The organism is Segetibacter aerophilus (genome assembly GCF_007991655.1).
In the GTDB taxonomy this organism is placed as follows: domain Bacteria; phylum Bacteroidota; class Bacteroidia; order Chitinophagales; family Chitinophagaceae; genus Segetibacter; species Segetibacter aerophilus.
This window is the reverse complement of record NZ_BJYT01000022.1, coordinates 50,290-71,624: the sequence shown is the minus strand read 5'-3', so window position 1 is coordinate 71,624 and position 21,335 is coordinate 50,290. Positions and strand designations below refer to the sequence as shown.

Sequence of the window (21,335 nt, the reverse complement as noted above, 5' to 3'; positions counted from 1 at the left end):
GAGCAGAAAAATGTTCAATACTGTTGCGCAATGATAAAAGATGATACAGTGACTTGTAACTATACAGCCTTCATTTCGATACCTTCTGCCTTCAACTGGTCATGTATTGATTTTGCAAACGCTACTGCATTTTTACCATCCCCATGTATACAAATCGTCTCTGCAATAATGGAAATTTCCGTTCCTGATACAGTGGTTACTTTCCCGGATTTAAGCATTCGCAATACTTGTTTTAAAGATTGTTCTTCGTCGTGTATTAATGCGTTGTTTTGATTTCGTGGAGTAAGGCTACCGTCCTCCTGGTAAGTTCGATCTGCAAAAACTTCACTGGCCGTTTTTATTCCCATGGCTTTTGCCTGCGTGATCAACTGGCTTCCACTTAATCCAATTAAAACAAGATGCACATCAAAATCATTTAAAGCACGGGCAATCGCCGCCGCTAATGAAGCATCTCTCGCCGCCATATTATACAAAGCCCCATGCGGTTTCAAATGATGAAGTTGAGCATCACATTGCAGTACTATTTTTTGTAGAATCCTCAATTGCTTTGTTACAAGATCATATACTTGTTGTGTTGAAACCCCTTTCATTTCTGTTCTGCCAAAATTTTCTCTGTCTGCAAAAGATGGGTGCGCGCCTATTGCTACCCCAAACTTTTTCGCAAGCATGACCGTGTTATACATAGTTTTTTCATCTCCCGCATGATAGCCGCAAGCTATGTTGGCAGAAGTTATATAAGGGATGATTGCGGCATCATTTCCGATGCCTTCACCCATGTCGCAGTTAAGATCACAGGTCATGTAGTAGTTTTTCAATGTTGAATGAAGAGGCATACTGTACGGACAGCAAGTATTGATGTTGTTGTAAGATTTGCTGTTCCGCACGGTTGATATCAGTCATCTTAAAAGTCAGCTTGGTGCCTGGTGCCATTTGGGCCAGAGCCGGTAAATGTGCTGAGATAACATTGGCTATCCTCGGATATCCGCCTGTTGTCTGGTGGTCTGCCATCAACACTATTAGTTGTTCGTTAGGCAACAACTGCATTGTGCCAAACGTCACCCCGGACGATACCAATTGTTTTTGTTCTTTCAATTTCAGCTCTAGTCCTTTTAGCCTGTATCCCATGCGGTCTGCAACATTTGTGACCATAAATTGATTTTCGGTAAATACTTGCTTGCTTTCTTCCGTCAACCAATCCCATTCGCTTCCTTCAATACATTCTATATGCTTCGTTGATGTCTCTCTTGCAGGCAAAGCTTTCCACGATAACACCCTAAATTTCTTTTCCTCTAAATAATGATTTATAGCATCATTTTCCCTCAAACCAATTACATCTCCGGTTTTTAGGGCTCGTCCCTCAAAGCCTCCTGCCGATGCCTTTATGTTTGTACTATAGCTCCCCAGCCACTTTTTTAAGTTGAGATTGTTGTAAATGGAAAGGTAGCAGCGGACGCCTGATCTTACTTTGGTAAACTGAAGGATTGCCCCTGCGCTTACAGCGACGGGTTGATTTAAGGGAATTGATATCTTGTCGATGGTGGGTGAGAAGTCTGCGCCGGTAATACAAATAATCGTGGCGATATTAAATTGGATGACGGCTGCCGGAAAATGCATTTCAATACACGCTTCATCCATTTCTTTTCCGAGCAGGCAGTTGGATAATTTGAAGGAAAAACGGTCAATAGCGCCGGTAGGATTTATTCCTTTGTGTTGATACCCAAACCGTCCCTGGTCCTGGATAGTATCTAAAATTCCGCCCTTAATAATTGTCAAACTCATCTTCTGTTATTGAATAGAATTCTACTTCATCTCCCGCTGTAAACAGCACTGGTTCTTCCCTGGTTGCATCAAAAAGTTGTACGGGTGTTCTCCCTATAATCTGCCAGCCTCCCGGTGAAGTTAGCGGATAAATGCCTGTTTGTTTTCCCGCAATACCAACGTATCCCGGCTCTATTTGTAAGCGGGGTTCCTGCTTTCTCGGTACTGCTATTCGTTCATCCAGCTCTCCCATGTAGGCAAATCCCGGTAGAAACCCTACCATAAAAACGCGATAAGGTTTTGATGTATGTAAACGAACGATCTCAGCAATGCTAACATTGAGTTGGGCAGAAATATGGTTTAAGTCTAAACCATACTTAGGAGCATAACAAACTGGAATTCTTATTGTCCGGCGAATCTCTTCAAGATTTTCTAATGGAGGGTTTAATTGTCGCTCTAATTGCTCTTTCATTATCTCGAAAGCAGATCGAGTGATATTTGCTTTTCTTATAGCGACGACATCATAATGCACAGTGATAGAACTATAGGCAGGCGCAACATCTTTAACGCCGCGGAAATTTGCTTCTTTTATTGCGTTCGAGATTATCAATACTTTTCGATTTATAGCCATATCGATTACAGCTCCGTAAGCAATAACAATTGCAGAATCGCCTAGAGGGGAAATGGTGTAAGGTTGTGTTTCGGGCATAGCATTGGAAAGCTTATGAAGGGTATATTGTAAAAAGTGTGCGACGCAACAACTGCTGACGAAAGAGCTCTGGTTGGCTACCAAATATTATTTGATTCCAAGATCAGCCACTAACATCAGGTGGTCACTTAAGTCTTCATCTACGAGGTCAAACTGCTGCACATAAAAATTTTTGTCGGGCAAGATATAATCGATCCGAAGAGTGGGGGCGATTGCAATATAAGTTCGGCCAATGCCAAGGGAGGTTGCAAGAAAAACGTCTTGCCAGTCTTTTCGGATATGGAAGTAGGTGTAGCTATTGGGCACATCGTTGAAGTCGCCGCATATAACACTTGGGTAAGGAGAGTGGTCTAACGCCTCTCTTACAATGTCTGCCTGTTCGCCTCTTTTTGTATAGGCAAGCTTCATCTTTTGCAAAAGACTTTTTGACGCCGGCAGCGTTTTATTCTCTGTATTTTTTATGATCTGAATATCCTCGTAATCTTCTTGTTTAAACTTAAAAGATTGCAAGTGTGTAGTGAAAACCCTTACAATTTTTTTAGGGGTAAGTATGTCGGCGTAAATAAGACTTTCACTAGATGTTCCCGGAAAACGTACTTTGCCTGAGTCAACAATCGGGTACCTGGAAAAAATAATGCACCCGGCCTGGTAACCCTGTTTAGGCCTCTCAAAATCTTTGGAAAAATAATGATACGGATAGAATTCCTTGAAACGCGCCATGTTGTTTTGAGCAGCTGAGTTATTAAACTCCTGCAAGCAGATAACGTCTGGCTTTTGCGCTATAATAGCTTCGGGAATAGTTGCACGATCAATTCTCTTTTTATCGGCCTTGTTGCTTAACCCCTCGAGGCTTCGGGTATTCCAGTCGACAATACGCAGGTATGTGCTGTCTTTTTTTTCCGTAAACGTCTCGTATTTGTTTGTGGCAAATAAGACGCTTAATTGTTTCCAACCTATCAGTAAGGTGATGATGGCAATGAGTGACCAGGATGGTTTAACGACCCACCAAAAAAAGATAAAAAACAACAGTAGCAGCGCCATGTATGGAACAGAAAGTCCCATGATGCCCATGAACCACCACGTAGAAGGATTTAAATAAGGAACGAGGCAGGCAACGAGGAAAATAGCCGCAATGACGCAGTTAATAACCAGAAAGAAGCGACTAAATACCTTTCTAACCTTTCCACCTGCCATAGTGTAAATATAAAGCAATTAATTAGCAGCAAGTTAGCCCAAAAACGGGCGCTATTTATTCCACTTTACATCAATAAAATGGGGAAAATGGTCCGACAAATGCTTCTCGTCTTTATGATAATTTGTTATCAAAAGCTTCTTATCTACCAGCAGGAAATCTATGCGTAGCGTCTTCGGAAGGCTATCCATTGTTGCTCCCAAACCCCACCCATTTAGTTTAAAAGCATCCTGCAAATTCTCAGACATTTTATGATAAGAAAAAGACGTAGGAACAGAATTCATATCTGTACCTAAAATAACAGGGTAAGCACTTTTATTGATCGCTTCTTTTGCTATGACAGCCTCTCTCGCATGTGCCTGTCCAAACGCTTTTAATTTTGGCAATTTCGATTCACGATAAACAAAATTTGAATCGCCATACAGCTTCACCCTATTTCCCGTGTCAAGCGGATTAGCAAATAAATGAAGGGATTTGAAATGGGTGGAAAAAATTCGAATGGGCTTGTTTTGAAAAGAAACATCGGCAGATAAAAGATATTCAGGATATGAAGGGTCGCCTAACATAACTTTTGAAGATGCTGTGATCGGGATTTTTGAAAAGATGGCGGAGCCTGCTTCGACTAATCCGTTGCCGTCCCTCAGACTTAATTCATCTGTTCTTTTAAAATAGATATATCCAAGCTTTTTTAATTCCTCGGTGTTTGAAAATGTTCCTTTTAAATAATATTCTGCAAACTCTTGCAGGCACAACACGTTAGGGTTAACGGCAGAGATATAGTTAAACATTTGTCTTCTTACTGAATGAATTGTATCCAAACCAATAGAAGGATTGTCGAAGCCTCTGACGTTCCAGGAAAGTATTCGTAAAGAACCGGTGTCTCTTATAACCTTTGAGGTAGGCGAAGGGTTGAGGGCAAAAGTTGAGAAGAGGTTTTTGAACCCGGCAAAAAACAGCAGGAATAATAACAAAGCGACTTTCGGCCTGATAAAGATCCAAAGTAAAGCAAGTATAAGAATGACCATAGCAAGGTATGGAAAGCCTAAAGCCAGGAATGCCATCGGCGAGAAACTTACAGGACTAATATATGGAGTGAAACAACCAGCGAAATAGGTAACAGCCGGGATAGCTGTAATAACGGCAAAGAGCGCGGTGAAGAATTTCTTCATCAATTATAGCTCTTCTGTACTGGCTTTTTTAAGAAATTCCTTCTCTTCTTCTGTTAAGGAAGAATATCCTTTGTGGTGTATTTTGTCAAGCAGATCATCTATTCTTTGCTGGGTAACATGAGGAGTTTTTTCAAAGGGTTTTTGGCTCGACTTATAAAACAGCTGATTTTTAGGTGGATGTTTGATGTGCTTTTTTTCTGGTCTAAATAAGTCGTCCGCCCAATTCACAAGATCGACCATCCATTGGCTCCAGTCATTTCCTCTTTCAAGTTGCCATACAAATACGTAGCCCATTAATCCGCCAGCCAAAAGTGCCGCCATATGCCCTACATTTCCACCTAAGGTTCCTACACGAATAATAACAAAAGCAGCGGTTAATGCCCACAAGGGAATATTGAATTTTGGAATAAGCCTATAATTTGGTGCAAGTGCAGTAGTTGCTACGGCCAAAGCCATTAAAGCCGGACCTGCTCCAAGTAAGGGAGAGATACTATTGACGTTTTCCCTTAAAGACGGAATTAGATTAACAACAAGCAAAAAGAAAACGGAACCAGCCAAACCACCATATAGATAAACCGGAATGAGTTTACGGTTACCGGCAAGATCCTGGAAAATATAGCCGAAGCCCCAAAGCCATAACATGCTACTAATCAGTTCCAGCAATTTGTAGTGAGAGAACATGTAGATCAGTAGAGTCCACGGACGTGAAGCAAAAACAGCGGGATGTGCGGGTACTGAAATGTAGCTAAGCACCTGTGACTCAAAAACCCCCTCAGCTGCATTATTAAAGGCGTAAACAAGTTTTGTGAAGTTGAGTAGAATATAGACAATGATGTTGAAAATGATTAGCAAGACCAACGCATTTCCATCCTCGCCAAGCAAAATTCTCTTCCTGCTGTTCTGCTGTAATAGACTCATTTCAGTTTATGTTAGATATCCTCTAAAGTCAATAAAAATTTTTGCGGTCGTTCCTGTTCCAGGTAAGTACCAACAAAAAACCCACCAAACCACCTCCAATATGTGCCCAATGTGCGATATTATCAGTAGGGCTATTTTGAAAAGCTGACAATACTTCGTAGGCGAAATACGCTAGTCCAATCCACTTTGCTTTTACGGCAATTACAAAATATAAATATAATTCTCTGTTAGGAAATAAATAAACATAGGCTGCTAAAACTCCGAAAACAGCGCCGCTCGCGCCGATCGTCGGCTCACTCAGCATTGAATAAGTAAAGGCTGAAACATATTGAAGAACGCTGCTTTCATTACCCACATTACCCGGGTCGGAGAGATAGTTTTGTAGAACTAGTGATGCCCCTGGGTTACCGTTGAGGCCATACTGATTGTAGAATGCTACAAAACCTTCAGGCGTGGGATGCATCTTTATTGTTGAAAACAGGTTTACCAGGTCATGCCACTGAAACCACAGCCACAACAGCTGAATTAAAGCTGCACCAATACCGCACAAAAAATAAAAAGTAAGAAACCGTTTAGGGCCCCACATATCCTCCAGCTCAGAACCAAACATCCAAAGGGCAAACATGTTCGAGAACAGGTGCCAAAACCCTCCATGCATAAACAGGTGGGTAACAATTTGCCATGGTTGAAACAGCGGAGACTTTACATGATGCAAACCAAATAGAGCTTCCATATTTACTGTACCACTGGAGCCAATAGTACTTTGGGCCAAAAACACAAGTACATTTATTATGAGCAAATTCTTGATAACCGAGGGAAGATTCTGGTAGCTGCTGGGACGGTATTGATTCATTTTATATAAAGTCTGGCAAAGGTATGTCGCTAAAAGTTAGCGAAGTTTTAATTGAACTATATTCTCAATATGTAAAGTGTGGGGAAACATGTCCACCGGTTGTAATTTAGTTACTTGATATTTTTCATTTAGTAAAGCAATATCGCGTGCCTGCGTTGCAGGGTTACAACTAACATATACAACCGTTGGTGCAGCTATGTCTAGCAACTTTTTTACTAGTTTTTCATGCATCCCCGCACGTGGCGGATCTGTAATGATGACATCGGGCCGGCCATTGCTTTCAAAGAACGCGTTATCACAAACGTCTATTACATCGCCGGCAAAAAAGGAAGCATTTTCAAGATGATTTAAAAGAGCGTTTTCTTTTGCATCGGCTATGGCATCTTCCACCACCTCAACCCCTACAATTTTTTTCGCCTGCTTACTTACAAAAATGCCAATGCTTCCGGTTCCGCAGTATAAATCGTAAACAGTTTGTGTTCCATTTAGTTCAGCAAACTCACGGGTGACCTGGTATAATTTTTCACCCTGCTTCGTGTTGGTTTGAAAGAAGGATTTAGGAGAAATTTTAAATTGGAAATCCTCCAGCTTTTCTATAATGTAACCTTTACCTGAAAAAGCGACGGGCTCAAGATCATACAGGCTATCGTTTCTTTTAGGGTTGATGGTATATAAAAGGGTGGTTATCTCAGGAAACTTATTCTGAATAAATTCCAGCAAAGCTAGCCTCGTCTTTTTTTCTTCATATCCTACCACGAGGTTTACCATTATTTCTCCGGTCGTGGCTATCCTGATTAAAAGGTTGCGGAGATAGCCCGTGTGATTCCGAATATCATAATGCGTTAACCCGTGCTTTTTCGCGTATTCCCAAACAGCCAGTCGGATAAAGTTGGTAGGTTCTTCCTGTAGGTGACACTCAAAAATTGGAACGACTTTGTCGAAAAAGCCTCGTGCGTGAAAACCTGCCACGTTTTCATCAGGCGTTACATCAGGGTTATTTAGTTCTTCGGCTAAAAGAAATCTTTTATTAGAAAAAGTATATTCCATCTTGTTGCGGTAGCGGGTGGTTTGCTCTGCACCAATAATCGGCATCATGTCAGGCAAATCAACTTTACCTATCCGCTTCAGGTTGTCTGTAACCTGCTGCTGCTTAAATTGAAGTTGCTGCTCATAAGGAAGCATCTGCCATTGGCATCCTCCGCAAACGCCAAAATGCTGGCAAAAAGGTTCAATCCTTAGGTCGCTGTATTTATGGTAATGAAGCGCAATCCCTTCGCCCCAGTCTTTTTTATTTTTTTGAAGCAATACATCGACTTCATCACCCGGAATCGTGTTCTCAACGAAAATCACTTTTCCTTCGACCCTTGCCAGCGATTTGCCTTCGGCAGCATAATTCTCCATAACCACGTTATGAAGCACAACTTTCTTCCTTCTCATGAGGCAAAAGTAGTTATTCCGATACTTTAGTATTTCTTAAAGAATAACAGGGTAATAAAAACGTTATCGTTGAAACAACAGACGATCAAAAGTCTAAACGGAGCGTCGCAACCAAAGCCGAATAAGGATGAAAAGACGGTAAAAAAATAAGGCTATAAAGGGATTGATAGAAGAAAAATTATTTGTTGCAAGCTTTATAACCCTTATCATCATCGTTGTGTCACTCACTTTTACTAATGAAGGTCTTTGAAGCTTTTTCGGGCATTTTTGCTTAAAGCCATAAATAGCTCCAGAGTCTTGATAACGGTGCAATTGTATGGCAGCAGTAATTAACAAATTGGAAAAGCGATTTGACGCTTTTAAAGATATTTTTACAATTAATCCTATTTTAGAAAACAGTATGAGGCGTTACGTACTTACAAGCCTGGCGGTTATTGCGATTAGCCTGGTATCGACAGCTCAAAATAAAGTGGTAAAGAAACCTGTAGCCCCGGCGGTAAAAACAACAGGCGGCTACAATATTCCCATCACACTCACACCGTATAAAAATACCTGGGTTTATCTAGGATGCTATTTTGGTAAATATAAAAACCTCTCCGACTCGGCTTTTTTAAATGAAAAAGGCCAGGGAGTTTTTAAAGGAAAGGAAAAGTTACCCCGAGGCATTTACTTCACTGTATCTCCCCAGAAATACCTTCTCTTCGAATTTTTGATGGATAAGGAGCAAAACTTTTCTATTAAAGCAGATACCAATAACCTTGCAAACGTTACGATTACCGGTTCAGCCGATAACCAGATGTTCCAGGAGTACACTCGTTTTCTTGCACAGAAAACACCGATGCTTTCGGCTTTGCAAAAACAATTGGCTGAAGCAAAAACTGCAAGAGATTCAGGCGTGATCAAAACGACGATGACTAAGGCAAACAAAGAATTGCAGGACTATAGAGAGAACTTTATAAAAGCTCATCCCAGTTCAATGCTCGCCAACTTTTTTTATGGTATGAAACGACCAGAGATCCCGGCAATACCAATAGGTAAAAACGGCAAAGGTGACTCGACGTATCCCTATCGTTACGTAAAAGAGAATTGGTGGCAGGGTGTTGCGTTTGACGACGAGAGCCTTGTACGCACTCCTTTTTTCGAACCTAAGCTGGAAGAATATTTTAAATACTACGTAGCTCCTGATGCAGATTCGGTTATCAGCGAGGTGAACTATATGTTGTTGGTGTCACGGGATAGCCGCGAAATGTTTAAGTACCTGCTGGGAAAGTTTACCGACAAGTATATCAACCCTGAGTACATGGGACAGGAAAAAGTCTTCTTGTTTTTGTTTGATAAATACTACAGCAAAGGCGATACAGCATGGCTGAATTCGAAGCAAACAAAATTCATTTTTGATCGGGCCTACAGCTTGATGGCAAACCAATTGGGCGAACCCGCAGCCGATTTAGCAATGGTTGATACAAGTGGAAAGCCGGTTTCGTTGTATGGCATAAATGCTCCTTATACGTTTGTTACCTTTTGGGATCCCAATTGTGGCCATTGTAAAGAAACGGTTCCAAGAATCGATTCTATCTACCGGGCAAAATGGAAAGCGCTTGGCGTTAAGTTGGTTGGGGTAAATGTAGATGAGGGTGCAAACGACGCATGGAAGAAATTTATGAATGAACATAAGCTCGAAGGCTGGGCGCATATCTACCAGACCAAAGCGGCGAGAGATGCAGAAAGCAAAAAAGGCGCAGCGAACTTTAGGCAACTGTACGACGTGTATAAAACGCCCACCTTGTATTTGCTTGACTCCCAAAAACGGATCATCGGAAAAATGTTGAGCCTCGAACAATTTGATGACGTGCTTACAGCAAAAATGAAAACTGCGACCTCAGTAAAATAACGATCTGCTCTACATGAAGAAATTTGCATTGGCTCTTGGTTCTGTATTGCTTGTGTCCGGATCTTTTGCTCAGACCATTTTTACTTATGGTAATCGTGCAGTTACAAAAGACGAGTTTGTAAGTGCATTTAATAAAAATCCTACTGCAGCTGCTGATCGAAAAAAGTCCCTGAAAGAATATTTAGATCTCTATATCAACTTCAAACTAAAAGTACAGGGCGCGTATGATGCCGGCCTCGACAAAGATGCAACACAGCAGTTTGAATTACAGAATTTCAAAAAACAGGTTGCTGACAATATTATTAACGACGAAGCAAATGTAAAAGCACTGGTTCAAGAGGCATTCGAAAGAAGCCGGAAAGACATTCATTTGCAACAAGTGTTTATTGAAGTCGCCGGGAATGCTGATACAACTGAAGCTTACAAAAAAATTCAAACTGCGTACAAGCAACTAAAAGACGGAAAAGAATTTGGATCAGTGGCCCAGGAGTTTGCCACTGATGAGGCAACAAAGCAATCAAAAGGAGACCTGGGTTTTATTACCGTCTTTACACTTCCTTACGACATTGAGACGATTGCTTACAACCTGAAAGCAAACTCTTTTTCAAGCCCTGTTAAAACAAAAGCCGGTTATCACATTTTTAAAAATGTGGGTGAGCGTAAGAGTTCCGGTACGCGTCGTGTTGCTCAAATATTGGTTGCTGTTCCTCCGAACGCAACGATAGAAGACAAGAAACTTGCAGCACGCAAAGCGGATAGTTTATACAACCTTGTAAAAAGCGGAGTTGATTTTGGAGAACTTGCCTTTACAACGAGCGACGATGTAAGCAGCAATAACAACAGGGGAGAATTGCCCGAGTTTTCCACTGGGACCTATGATGCTCCATTTGAAAATACCGCCTTCTCACTGAAAGAAAAAGGAGATGTTTCTAAGCCTTTTCAAACTGCATATGGTTTTCACATACTAAAATTATTGGAAGCAAGAACGGCTGCAGGTGATCTCAACGATCCCGCAATCTTCGCAGCGCTACAAGAAAAAGTAGTTAAGTCAAACAGGCTAGAGTTATCAAAAAAGCAACTTATTCAAAAAAAGTTATCGCTTTTGCGATACAAGCCAGCCCCAATAAACTCCGACAATCTTTACGCATTTACAAACGACGCTCTCAAGAAAAACACTATAGCAGCAGTGAAAGGAATAAACCTAAATACACCGATTTTTTCGTTTGCCAAACAAACTGTAAAAGCGGGTGATTGGATAAATTTTGTAAAGAACAGTAGCAATACTTCTTATCTCACTAGCAAGGACAATTACCAGGAACTCTATAAAGATTTCATAAGTACTACCGCTGATAAGTACTACCGCGATAATTTGGATGTTTATAGCAGCGATTTCTCAAAACAGGTAAAAGAGTTTAAAGAAGCTAATTTGCTATTTGGCATAATGGAGAAAAATGTCTGGGGAAAGGCAAACACAGATACGGCAGGACTGGTTCGGTATTACAATCAACACAAATCAAAATATGTTTGGGAACCTAGTGCCGACGTCATCATAGTTACTTGCAACAAAGAAACGCTGGCGAACGATCTGCAGCAGAAACTGAAAGGCAACTTAAACGATTGGAGGCAAATCACAAGCAGCAACGGCACAGACATTTCAGCGGATAGTGGCAGGTACGAACTTGCTCAATTGCCTGTAACCGGTAAAACTAATTTCGTTGCCGGCCTCATTACGGCTCCATTTAAAAATAACAACGATGGTACCTACACGTTCAACTACCTAATAAAAACCTACGACGCGCCAGCTCAGCGATCTTTTGATGATGCCCGCGGCCTCGTGATCAGCGATTATCAGCAGGTACTGGAAAACAAATGGATTGCAGAGCTTAAAAAGAAATACCCCGTTAAAGTCAACGAGGCAGTTTTTCAATCGATAAAATAACGGGTGCATTTGTATCATTAAAAAGAGGGCGAAAAGCCCTCTTTTTTTGTTCTCTTTATTAGTAGAGTTACCCTGTATTTATAAAATTTCCTTTACTACGTTCCAGATAACTTTAGGCTTACCGAGTGTGTAATAATGCAAGACCGGTACTCCAAATTTTTTCAATTCCTTACTTTGTTGCGTCAGCCATTCTTGCCCGACAATCTCGCATTCCTGGTCATTCTTACAACGCATAATTGCATTAGAAAGATCCGTAGGGATATCGACATGAAAAATTCTGGGAAGTATAGATAATTGCTTTTTGCTTGTAATTGGTTTCAAACCTGGAATGATCGGAGCATCAATTCCAATAGCGCGACAAGCCTTTTGAAAATCGTAAAATTTTTGATTGTCAAAAAACATCTGCGTCATAATGTAGCTTGCTCCCGCATCTACTTTCTCCTTCAACCGTTGCAAATCTATCTCGGGGTTTGGCGATTCGAAATGCTTTTCGGGGTAGCCGGCAACACCAATACAAAAGTTGGTTTTACCACCGTTCCTTATGTCTTCATCCAGGTAGATGCCGTTATTTAAATCAAGCACCTGCTTCAATAAATCAATCGCATAGCTGTGGCCGCCCGGCTCTGGTTCAAACGAAGCCTCATTCTTAGCGGCATCTCCACGTAGCACCAGCACGTTCTCGACATTAAGAAAGTTAAGGTCTATCAACGCATCTTCAGTTTCTCTTTTATTAAATCCGCCACATATAAAATGCGGCACCGCATCTATCTTATAGTGGTTCATGATAGATGCACAAATACCTACCGTTCCCGGCCGCTTTCTTACTTCAACTTTTTCAAATGTTCCATCTGATTTCTTCTTGAACATTGTCTCGCTGCGATGGTAAGTCACGTTTATCCACGATGGCTTAAACTCCATCAAAGGGTCGAGGTGATCATAAATCGAACTGATGCTTTTACCTTTTAACGGGGGCAATATTTCAAAAGAAACAAGCGTATCCTTCGCCTGGTTAAGATGGTCAATAACTTTCATCCTTTATATTAAAATTGTTGCAAACATAAGATGGAAACCGTGAAAAACAAGACGCAGCGATAGCAGCAAAGCCTCTACAAATTCTTTATAACCCTTGTATTGTTGAAGCGTTTAAGCAAATATTGATACCGCCTTTATCGCCCTGGTGTAACATCGTTGCGTCGCATTTCGTTCATCTGAAACAAAGCTATGTGGCTTTTTTTACTTTTTGCTTTTATCCCACTCAACAATCAAACTCAGCAAAGCACAGTGAACAATCCAATGAACTGTTAAGAGCGCCTTACTATTTATATTAAACAACCTATTACTGTATTTTTGTTTAAATCTTAATCATTGAGCCTTCTCATCCATACCGAAGAACTTATTAAAAGTTATCGCAACCGCACGGTCGTAAACCATGTATCAGTTGAAGTGAAGCAGGGCGAAATTGTTGGATTGCTTGGTCCAAACGGCGCAGGAAAGACAACTACGTTTTACATGGTTGTGGGGTTGATAAAGCCGGATGAAGGAAGGGTTTTCTTAGGTGAAAAAGACATTACTAAGCTTCCAATGTACAAGCGGGCTCAAATGGGAATCGGGTACTTGCCGCAGGAAGCAAGTGTTTTTAGAAAGTTATCCGTAGAAGACAATATAAAGGCAGTGCTCGAAATGACAAAGCTCTCAAAGCACGATCAAAAACAAAAGCTTGAGGCGCTGTTGGATGAATTCAACTTGCACCAGGTAAGAAAAAATAACGGCGACAGCTTGAGCGGAGGTGAACGGCGCAGAACCGAAATTGCGCGAGCTCTTGCAGTGGACCCTAAATTCATTTTACTCGACGAACCGTTTGCCGGCGTTGACCCGATTGCGGTGGAAGATATTCAGTCAGTCGTAGCAAAATTGAAATATCGCAACATTGGCATTTTAATTACAGACCATAATGTAAACGAAACACTTTCGATTTGCGACCGCGCCTATCTCCTCATAGAAGGGAAAATTTTCAAGCATGGAACGGCTGAAGAGTTGGCCGGCAATGAACAAGTGCGTAACCTCTACCTCGGAACCAACTTCGAGCTTCGACGCAAAGACTGGATCATCGATATGGAAAGAGACAATGCGCTGCTACGCGCAACTGAAGAATTAACCAGCGAAGAAAATAAATAAGTCCCTGATATCGTCTCGGTAAAAAGGCAAATGCTACTATAGACCTTTTTTAGATCCTTTTTGTATTTCGCCAGAAAGTGCTAACACGTTTCCTAACTCTTTTGCAGTTCTTGTAAGATTTTGGGCGGTAGTTGCCAAAGCAGTTTCTAACTCAGCGGGTTCATTCCCAATTGGTATTAAGACATCAAAGTACTTCTGCAGTTTATCATTTCCTTCCAACGGCACTTTGCCCGCAATTCCTATAACAGCCAATCCTTTCTGCTTAGCTTGATATGCGACACCAAAAGGTCCTTTACCTTGAAGGGTTTGTTCATCAATACTTCCTTCGCCGGTAATTACCAGGTCCGCTTTCTCCAACGCTTTATTAAAGTTAGTGAGCTGTAAAAAATGCTCTATTCCATTCACCAGCTGAGCATCCAAAAAAGCATATAAACCCGCAGCTGCGCCGCCGGCTGTACCGCCAGATCTTATTGCTGACATATCCTTTCCCGTTTGTCGTAAAGTGACTTCTGCGAATTTTGCCAATGCAGCATCTAGTTTTTTTACGTCATCAAGCAATGCACCTTTTTGCGGACCAAAAACAGCTGCTGATCCTTCATCGCCCAACAATACATTGTCAACATCGCACAGCACGATCACTTCAGTTTCCTTAATTCTTTCATCCAACCCCCTAATATCAACAGAAGCAAGTTCAACAAGACCTGACGGCAACCGACCGAGGTCGTTGCCATTTGCATCAAGGAAACGAACGCCTAACGCTTTCAACATTCCACAAGCGCCATCTACTGTTGCAGAGCCGCCCATGCCTATAATAATTTTCCTGGCCCCTTTGTCAAGGGCAATTTTAATTTGTTCACCAGTTCCGAAAGATGTTGCGCGTAACGGATCACGTTCTTCAGCTTTCAGCAACCTGATACCTGATGCGTTCGCCATCTCAATTATGGCAGTTTTTCCTTCGTCTATCAGACCAAAAGACGAAACGATCTTTCTTCCTAATGGATCGTGGACCTCTCCAGAAACCAACTTCCCTTTGCACTTTTTAATAATTAATTCGCCCGTTCCATCTCCGCCATCAGCGACAGGAAAACATTCACATGAACATGCAAGATTGCTTTGCAATAGCCCATTCTTAATAGCATCAGCAGCCTCTTCAGCGCTAAGACTATGTTTAAAAGCATTGGGAGAAATGAGAATATGCATGTGGAAATTATAGGAGTTCGACTAAAGCCTCCCTAAAAGTTTCATTCTTTTTAGGAAAGAATCGCTTGAGCGGCAAAATTATTTCTCATCAATTATTGACGACATTAACCGGCTTTCCATTTAAAAATGCAGCTAGGTTATCTACGGTGATCTTCATCAGCCTTGCCCGCGCCTCTTTCGTTGCCCATGATATGTGCGGGGTAATGATGCAGTTCTTTGCAGTAAAAAGTGGGTTGTCTTTAGCAGGTGGTTCAACAGAAAGTACATCAATACCTGCTCCTGCAATCACATCGTTATTTAAGGCATCTGCAAGATCTTCATCTATTACTATAGGTCCTCTTGACGTGTTCAGCAGAAATGCTGAGGGTTTCATTGTCTGCAAGCTTTTACTGTTTATGAGCCCTTTTGTTTCAGGGAACAAAGGACAATGAATACTCACTACATCAGACTGCGCCAACAATTGAGGAATCTCTGCCCACCTGAAATTATTTCGGTGAGTCTGCCCTGTCCAATGCCGGCTGTTTCCAATAATGTTCATTCCAAAGGCTGTAGCCACATCACCCACCTTTTGACCAATCCTTCCAAAACCAATAATGCCCATCGTCTTTCCTTCCAATTCAATCAACGGATAATCCCAAAAGCAGAAATCAGCAGAGCGTGACCATTTGCCATCCCTGACTGCCTCACTATGCTGCTGCACATGAAGGCATAGTTCTAACAAAAGTGAAAATGTCATTTGAACAACCGACGCGGTTCCATATCCCGGCACATTTGCCACAACAATATCTTTGGCTTTTGCCGCATCAGTATTTACAATGTTATACCCCGTTGCAAGTACCCCGATAAATTTGAGGTTAGGAAGATTATTGATCGATTCTTCATTCACGGGAGTCTTGTTTGTAAATACTATTTCAGCGCCGGCTGCATGTTCCACTACTTTGTCTGCAGGAGTTCTGTCGTAAACAGTAAGGTCTCCTAACTGTTTCAATTCATCCCAACTGAGGTCTCCCGGATTGAGGGTGTATCCATCAAGGATTACAATCTTCATTTGTCGCGTTTGATTAAGTATTGTTTTTATAAGGAAGGCTGGTTAATCTATTTTGCCAAACCTGCTTTGATCGTTTTAGCATGTGTTATTTTTTTTCTTGTCATCATGATGATAACAACTGCAAATGCAATAATAACCGCTGCCAGCATAAAAAGGTAAGTGTAACCTTTTGCAAAGTCAGGCGTAACCGTTGCGGCATTGGCAGCAAGTAAATGATATTTCGGAATCAACCATTGAAAAACATAAGCCTGTGCAAGCACAATGAAACAGATAAACAGCAACATAATAAAACTGTGTTTTACTGTAAACCTGAAGAGCTCTGACTCCTTTCCCACAAGGTTTCCCGCGGCTGCTGCCACCGCTATAGACTGCGGCGAAATCATTTTGCCTACTACTCCGCCTGATACATTTGCCGCCACAGTAACCACGGGATCAACTCCAATGGAAGTTGCCGTGGCTGCCTGAAGCTTTCCAAACAACGCATTGGCCGAGGTGTCGCTACCGGTAATAAATACTCCAAGCCAACCTAACACCGGCGCAAAGAACGGAAATAGGAAACCTGTTCTCGCAAGTCCCTCAGCCATTGTAATGGTAATACCCGAGTCGTTTACAATGTAAGCAAACGCAAGAACGGAGGCAATCGTGATGATGGGGTATTGCAGTTGTTTGAGTGTTTTTAGAAGGATTTTCCCCGCCTCACTAAATCGTAAACCTACCAACGGAACAGAAATAAGGGCAGAAAGTAAAATAGCAGTTCCGGCAGCAGATAAGTAATTGAACTTATAAATGTGCGGCAACAACTTGCCGTTTCGGTCGCTGATCATATTATGCAATCCCGGAAATTCAAATTGAAATTGTCCGATAGCATTAAAAACTTCTTTGACTGGCTGCAATCCCCACGCTATAATAATGATTGTGAGCAATATGAATGGAGACCATGCCTTTGCGATTTGACCATTAGTGTAACTGACATCCAAATGTATTGTTGGAGCCGGTTCGTTTGGAAAGCGCCAGGTAGATGCAGGCTTCCAAAATTTTAAGAAGATGATCAAGGCTACAATTGAACCGATGCCCGCAATAACATCCGGTAAAGCAGGTCCTAAAAAATTTGAAGAGAACCATTGAATAATGGCAAAGGAAATTCCGGAAATCAAAATTGCCGGCAACACCTCGACTGTTTTTTTATATCCGGACATTAGCATTACCAGGTAAAAAGGAAGCAAGACTGAGAGTATTGGTAGCGTTCGCCCCACCATTTGCGAAATGGCCATCTCGGGGATAGAAGTAACCTGCGAAGCAACAGTAATGGGAATACCAATGGCACCAAAGGCGACAGGGGCTGTGTTGGCAATCAAACAAATTCCAGCAGCATACAAGGGATTAAAACCCAAGCCAACCAACATGGCTGCAGTGATAGCGACAGGCGCACCAAACCCTGCGGTACCTTCTAAAAATGACCCAAACGAAAAAGCGATCAATAATGCTTGCAACCTCCGGTCTGAAGTGATCGATGCCATAAAATGTTTTATCACCTCGAATTGCCCGCTCTCAATAGTGATATTAAACAGGAAAACCGCAGTGATCACGATCCAACAAATAGGAAACAGTCCGTATAAAGCGCCATTAGCAGTAGACAGCAGCGCTAACTGCGCCGGCATTTTATAAACAACAATAGCAATTATGATGGCGATAGCGATGGCAAATAAACTGGCTTTATAACCCTTCATCTTTTTAATAATAAGTGCCCAGAAAATAAAAAGAATAGGTAGCACGGCTACAAGCGCAGACAAAGCGATATTATCGAAAGGATCAATAACTTGTTTCCATGGCATATGTAGTCCTCCGTTAGTTTAGGGTAACCCGCGATAATGTTTTGTAATACAAGCAAAGTATTTCGTAGCATCATCGTTGCGTCGCAATCAGTTCATCTGCAAATCAATGTGCAGCTTTGGCTTTTTTCCAAAGCCATTTATAAAAATCAACAAGTCGTTTGCTAGAAATCATTTTCCTGTTTTCTTAATTCTTGTTCTAAATCATTCAAACCATTAAGAAGGCTCAATGCTTTTTTACAGACAACCCGAAAACTTATGCTGTATGAGATTTCTTCTTTAGACGAATCTCTCTTCAAATTGTGTAAAGTAAGAAGTGGCATCAGCTCCGCGGCAATTTTATTGGATGTTTCCGAAGCAGATATATTTGAGTTCCATAAAATAATCCATTCCGTACTTTGAACCTTCACGGCCAATTCCTGACTGTTTTACTCCGCCAAATGGCGCAGCGGCATTTGAAATCAAACCTTCGTTAATACCAACCATTCCACACTCGAGCGCTTCTGCCACACGCCAGCAACGGCTTACATCCTTCGTATAAAAATAAGCGGCAAGACCATACTCTGTGTCGTTTGCCATCTTAATAACTTCTTCTTCCGAGCTAAATTTAAACACCGGTGCAACCGGCCCAAAGACTTCCTCCTGTGCGATAATCATATCAGCAGTCGCATTAGCCAAAACAGTCGGTTGATAATAAAGGCCACCCATTTCTTTGCCTCCTCCCCTTACTGCCGCCCCTTTGGCAACGGCATCTTCCACATACTGCTTTACTTTATTTAACCCTTTTTCGCTGATTAACGGACCAACCTGCACGCCGGGATCCAAACCGTTTCCAATCTTTAATGCCGCAACCGCAGCCGTCAGCTTTGAAACAAATTCTTCATAAATTTTATCCTGCGCAAAAAAGCGGTTTACGCAGACACACGTTTGTCCGCTGTTGCGAAACTTTGAAGCAATAGCTCCTTTTACGGCCGCATCTATGTCTGCATCGTCAAAAACAATGAAGGGTGCATTGCCTCCCAATTCAAGAGACATTTTTTTTAAAGTAGACGAGCATTGGCTCATTAAGATCTTACCTACCTGCGTAGATCCAGTGAATGATAGCTTGCGCACCTTCCGGTTTTCACACAGTTCTTTACCAACTTCACTGCTTTCTGTTGTGGCGATAGTATTATATACTCCTCGCGGGAACCCTGCTCTTTCTGCCAGCTCAGCGAGGGCTAATGCGGTTAGTGGTGTTTCTGATGGCGGTTTCACTACCACCGGGCTACCAGCGGCCAGAGCCGGTGCAACCTTCCTTGTAATCATAGCCAGGGGAAAGTTCCAGGGAGTTAGTGCTGCCACAACCCCTATGGATTGTTTGATAACAACAATTCTTTTATCATTTGTCGGCGCGGGAATAACGTCTCCATAAGTTCGTTTGGCTTCTTCAGCAAACCATTCAATAAACGATGCACCATACTCTACTTCGCCGATACTCTCCTTCAAGACTTTTCCGGATTCGATAGTCATTAGGTTAGCTAGCTCATCCTTATTTTCCAATATCAGCGTGTACCATTTTCTCAATAAAACAGACCTATCCTTTGCGGAAAGTTCGCGGTAGGGCTGCCATGCATCATGAGCTGCATCGATAGCTGCCCGCACATCTTCACGGTTCATATCGGGTACGCTTGCAATTAATTCTCCCGTTGCCGGATTATTTACATTAAATGTTTTGCCGCTGCCTGCAGTTACCCACCGACCATCTACGTATGCTTCCGTTTTAAGGAGATTATCGTTCTGCACTTTGCTCTTTTTATAAAATACTTCAATAAACAACTAAAGTAAGGACTACCCTTACTAGCGATTTGTCTTTCGACCTATTCCAAATTGGTCACCTGCCCGAACTGCTTTGTTTCCTGAAAATTGAATCTCGACCATCTTCTCACTTTGAATACTATTGTAGTTCTGGTCTTCTAATGTAGCAACGATCTTGCGTGTCTTGACATCAATTACATCTCCGGTTGAGGGGTAAGCGTATTTGCCATCAAGGCTAAAGGTGATCCAGCCCGGCATGTCGCGAACTTGTATAGTGGTAACCTGCCGTGGCGGCATAACGGTATTATCAAAAACATGAACGCGGTTGTTGGCTCCATCACATAACCATAACTCCTTTTCATCGGGTGTAAGACCAATGCCATGGGCGGGACAACTATGACGCTTTACCTCTCCCATGTTAAAGCCTTCTACTACCACCCTATGTAATTTTTTGCCGGTATTTAAGTCCCCTACTTCGAAACCAAGCAAACCATTTACGTTTACGTATACGAGGCTTTCGGCTGCATTTATTGTAAAAGGACGAATATCAGCAGCAAACGGCCCAACTTGCTTGTCGACAGTATGAGTTTTGGTATTGGCAACATTCATATAGGTCGACTTCAAGCCACCTAGATAAACATGATTACCGGAAGGACCATAGATCGTATTATGAGCACCTGAATTCGTAACTATTTTCTTGATGATGTTTCCTGTTTTTGCATCTACCACATTCCAAAACTCTTTCTCTAATGATGGCAGATAAATTACTTTTCCATCAGGAGACATTGACAGGCGATCAGCCCCGCCTTCATAAGGCTTTTCCCAAACCAATTTTTCTGTGGTAATGTCAATGCATTGCATTGCTTCAAGCGTGGTGATATAAATGCAGTTGGTTGCCAGGCTAACAGCCATCCCCTTTACATTCGAAGGCTTTCCATCTTTGCCTAATCCTGCCGTTGGGATAAATTTGACGAACCGATGATTGTTGTCCATGTCAAACACCTGGATACCGTGACCACCATAACCGAGGTAATTTCGAATGCCGGGAGTAGCTACGTATAAATATCGCTTTACCGCAGCAGGTTTTTCTTTGCCCCCTGTAATAGGACCAGCACTAGCGATGGATGAAATAAATGTAGTTGAAATGAATGCTGACAGCATCAAAACAAAGGGCCATTTGGCAATCGTAGATTTCATGCTTTTGGTAAAATGGTTTAAAAAATTCTCTTCCGGCGTTTAGTGTTATTGAAAGTCAAATCATCGTTAGCATCAAATAGTAAGGTATGTATTTTTAGATTGAACCAAACGTGTTTTCAAATAATTATTGGATGCTACCAAGCGGTGTAATAAAGGAGAGCTTTCGATCAATTTGGTTAAGTTTTTAAAAAACACGAAACGAAAAAAGCGGCCATAAGCCGCT

General features: G+C 41.8%; 17 protein-coding genes. 3 read left to right on the top strand and 14 right to left on the bottom strand.

Going from position 1 to position 21,335, the window contains the following annotated elements:
* Window positions 1-59: 59 nt before the first annotated feature.
* From SAE01_RS20150 to rlmD, 8 genes are all read right to left on the bottom strand, one after another.
* Window positions 60-800, bottom strand: a complete 741-nt coding sequence (locus tag SAE01_RS20150; RefSeq protein WP_147205609.1) for a 5-oxoprolinase subunit PxpA — start codon at window positions 798-800, stop codon at window positions 60-62.
* Entirely contained in the window at window positions 790-1,779 is a 990-nt protein-coding gene (locus SAE01_RS20145; RefSeq protein WP_147205608.1) for a 5-oxoprolinase subunit C family protein, read from the bottom strand. Before SAE01_RS20145 ends, SAE01_RS20150 begins: the two co-directional genes overlap by 11 nt.
* On the bottom strand, window positions 1,760-2,467 hold the full coding sequence (pxpB, locus tag SAE01_RS20140) for a 5-oxoprolinase subunit PxpB (RefSeq protein ID WP_147205607.1): 708 nt from the start codon (window positions 2,465-2,467) through the stop codon (window positions 1,760-1,762). The genes SAE01_RS20145 and pxpB overlap by 20 nt, the downstream gene beginning before the upstream one ends.
* Window positions 2,468-2,554: 87 nt before the next feature.
* The gene (locus tag SAE01_RS20135; RefSeq protein WP_147205606.1) at window positions 2,555-3,661 is read right to left on the bottom strand and encodes an endonuclease/exonuclease/phosphatase family protein; all 1,107 of its coding nucleotides are present in this window, start codon (window positions 3,659-3,661) and stop codon (window positions 2,555-2,557) included.
* A gap of 51 nt (window positions 3,662-3,712) precedes the next feature.
* Window positions 3,713-4,828: an endonuclease/exonuclease/phosphatase family protein gene (locus tag SAE01_RS20130; protein WP_147205605.1), complete on the bottom strand. Its 1,116-nt coding sequence runs from the start codon at window positions 4,826-4,828 to the stop codon at window positions 3,713-3,715.
* 3 nt (window positions 4,829-4,831) lie between these two features.
* Window positions 4,832-5,746 carry a rhomboid family intramembrane serine protease gene (locus SAE01_RS20125; protein ID WP_147205604.1) on the bottom strand — a complete coding sequence of 305 codons (915 nt, stop codon included), beginning with the start codon at window positions 5,744-5,746 and terminating at the stop codon, window positions 4,832-4,834.
* 28 nt (window positions 5,747-5,774) lie between these two features.
* Window positions 5,775-6,599 (bottom strand): rhomboid family intramembrane serine protease, encoded by an 825-nt coding sequence (locus SAE01_RS20120; protein ID WP_147205603.1) that lies wholly within the window; start codon window positions 6,597-6,599, stop codon window positions 5,775-5,777.
* A 36-nt stretch (window positions 6,600-6,635) separates the two neighbouring features.
* Window positions 6,636-8,036, bottom strand: a complete 1,401-nt coding sequence (gene rlmD / locus SAE01_RS20115) for a 23S rRNA (uracil(1939)-C(5))-methyltransferase RlmD (RefSeq protein ID WP_147205602.1) — start codon at window positions 8,034-8,036, stop codon at window positions 6,636-6,638.
* A gap of 316 nt (window positions 8,037-8,352) precedes the next feature.
* Here rlmD and SAE01_RS20110 point away from each other — a divergent pair, with 316 nt between their 5' ends.
* Complete coding sequence (locus SAE01_RS20110) at window positions 8,353-9,927, top strand: redoxin domain-containing protein (RefSeq protein ID WP_147205601.1); 1,575 nt, start codon at window positions 8,353-8,355, stop codon at window positions 9,925-9,927.
* A 13-nt stretch (window positions 9,928-9,940) separates the two neighbouring features.
* The gene (locus SAE01_RS20105; RefSeq protein ID WP_147205600.1) at window positions 9,941-11,866 is read left to right on the top strand and encodes a peptidylprolyl isomerase; all 1,926 of its coding nucleotides are present in this window, start codon (window positions 9,941-9,943) and stop codon (window positions 11,864-11,866) included.
* A 78-nt stretch (window positions 11,867-11,944) separates the two neighbouring features.
* Here the strand turns inward: SAE01_RS20105 and SAE01_RS20100 are convergent, their stop codons facing one another.
* Complete coding sequence (locus SAE01_RS20100) at window positions 11,945-12,898, bottom strand: methylenetetrahydrofolate reductase (protein WP_147205599.1); 954 nt, start codon at window positions 12,896-12,898, stop codon at window positions 11,945-11,947.
* Between the two features lie 333 nt (window positions 12,899-13,231).
* Between SAE01_RS20100 and lptB the strand changes: the two genes are divergently transcribed.
* The gene (lptB, locus tag SAE01_RS20095) at window positions 13,232-14,041 is read left to right on the top strand and encodes an LPS export ABC transporter ATP-binding protein (protein WP_147205598.1); all 810 of its coding nucleotides are present in this window, start codon (window positions 13,232-13,234) and stop codon (window positions 14,039-14,041) included.
* Between the two features lie 36 nt (window positions 14,042-14,077).
* Here lptB and SAE01_RS20090 read toward each other — a convergent pair whose 3' ends face one another.
* The 5 genes from SAE01_RS20090 to SAE01_RS20070 all read right to left on the bottom strand — a co-directional run bounded on the left by SAE01_RS20090 (window position 14,078) and on the right by SAE01_RS20070 (window position 21,112).
* Window positions 14,078-15,241, bottom strand: a complete 1,164-nt coding sequence (locus SAE01_RS20090) for a glycerate kinase (RefSeq protein WP_147205597.1) — start codon at window positions 15,239-15,241, stop codon at window positions 14,078-14,080.
* Between the two features lie 88 nt (window positions 15,242-15,329).
* On the bottom strand, window positions 15,330-16,289 hold the full coding sequence (locus SAE01_RS20085; RefSeq protein WP_147205596.1) for a D-2-hydroxyacid dehydrogenase: 960 nt from the start codon (window positions 16,287-16,289) through the stop codon (window positions 15,330-15,332).
* 47 nt (window positions 16,290-16,336) lie between these two features.
* On the bottom strand, window positions 16,337-18,121 hold the full coding sequence (locus tag SAE01_RS20080) for an L-lactate permease (RefSeq protein WP_147205595.1): 1,785 nt from the start codon (window positions 18,119-18,121) through the stop codon (window positions 16,337-16,339).
* A 336-nt stretch (window positions 18,122-18,457) separates the two neighbouring features.
* The gene (locus tag SAE01_RS20075) at window positions 18,458-19,903 is read right to left on the bottom strand and encodes an NAD-dependent succinate-semialdehyde dehydrogenase (protein WP_147205594.1); all 1,446 of its coding nucleotides are present in this window, start codon (window positions 19,901-19,903) and stop codon (window positions 18,458-18,460) included.
* Window positions 19,904-19,957: 54 nt separating this feature from the next.
* On the bottom strand, window positions 19,958-21,112 hold the full coding sequence (locus SAE01_RS20070) for a YncE family protein (RefSeq protein ID WP_218029207.1): 1,155 nt from the start codon (window positions 21,110-21,112) through the stop codon (window positions 19,958-19,960).
* Window positions 21,113-21,335: the final 223 nt, after the last annotated feature.

Excerpts from the sequence above, each read along its gene's own strand:
- SAE01_RS20150 (WP_147205609.1), bottom strand. The coding sequence starts at position 800 with ATGACCTGTGATCTTAACTGCGACATGGGTGAAGGCATCGGAAATGAT.
- SAE01_RS20145 (WP_147205608.1), bottom strand. The coding sequence starts at position 1,779 with ATGAGTTTGACAATTATTAAGGGCGGAATTTTAGATACTATCCAGGAC.
- pxpB (WP_147205607.1), bottom strand. The coding sequence starts at position 2,467 with ATGCCCGAAACACAACCTTACACCATTTCCCCTCTAGGCGATTCTGCA.
- SAE01_RS20135 (WP_147205606.1), bottom strand. The coding sequence starts at position 3,661 with ATGGCAGGTGGAAAGGTTAGAAAGGTATTTAGTCGCTTCTTTCTGGTT.
- SAE01_RS20130 (WP_147205605.1), bottom strand. The coding sequence starts at position 4,828 with ATGAAGAAATTCTTCACCGCGCTCTTTGCCGTTATTACAGCTATCCCG.
- SAE01_RS20125 (WP_147205604.1), bottom strand. The coding sequence starts at position 5,746 with ATGAGTCTATTACAGCAGAACAGCAGGAAGAGAATTTTGCTTGGCGAG.
- SAE01_RS20120 (WP_147205603.1), bottom strand. The coding sequence starts at position 6,599 with ATGAATCAATACCGTCCCAGCAGCTACCAGAATCTTCCCTCGGTTATC.
- rlmD (WP_147205602.1), bottom strand. The coding sequence starts at position 8,036 with ATGAGAAGGAAGAAAGTTGTGCTTCATAACGTGGTTATGGAGAATTAT.
- SAE01_RS20110 (WP_147205601.1), top strand. The coding sequence starts at position 8,353 with ATGGCAGCAGTAATTAACAAATTGGAAAAGCGATTTGACGCTTTTAAA.
- SAE01_RS20105 (WP_147205600.1), top strand. The coding sequence starts at position 9,941 with ATGAAGAAATTTGCATTGGCTCTTGGTTCTGTATTGCTTGTGTCCGGA.
- SAE01_RS20100 (WP_147205599.1), bottom strand. The coding sequence starts at position 12,898 with ATGAAAGTTATTGACCATCTTAACCAGGCGAAGGATACGCTTGTTTCT.
- SAE01_RS20090 (WP_147205597.1), bottom strand. The coding sequence starts at position 15,241 with ATGCATATTCTCATTTCTCCCAATGCTTTTAAACATAGTCTTAGCGCT.
- SAE01_RS20085 (WP_147205596.1), bottom strand. The coding sequence starts at position 16,289 with ATGAAGATTGTAATCCTTGATGGATACACCCTCAATCCGGGAGACCTC.
- SAE01_RS20080 (WP_147205595.1), bottom strand. The coding sequence starts at position 18,121 with ATGCCATGGAAACAAGTTATTGATCCTTTCGATAATATCGCTTTGTCT.
- SAE01_RS20070 (WP_218029207.1), bottom strand. The coding sequence starts at position 21,112 with ATGAAATCTACGATTGCCAAATGGCCCTTTGTTTTGATGCTGTCAGCA.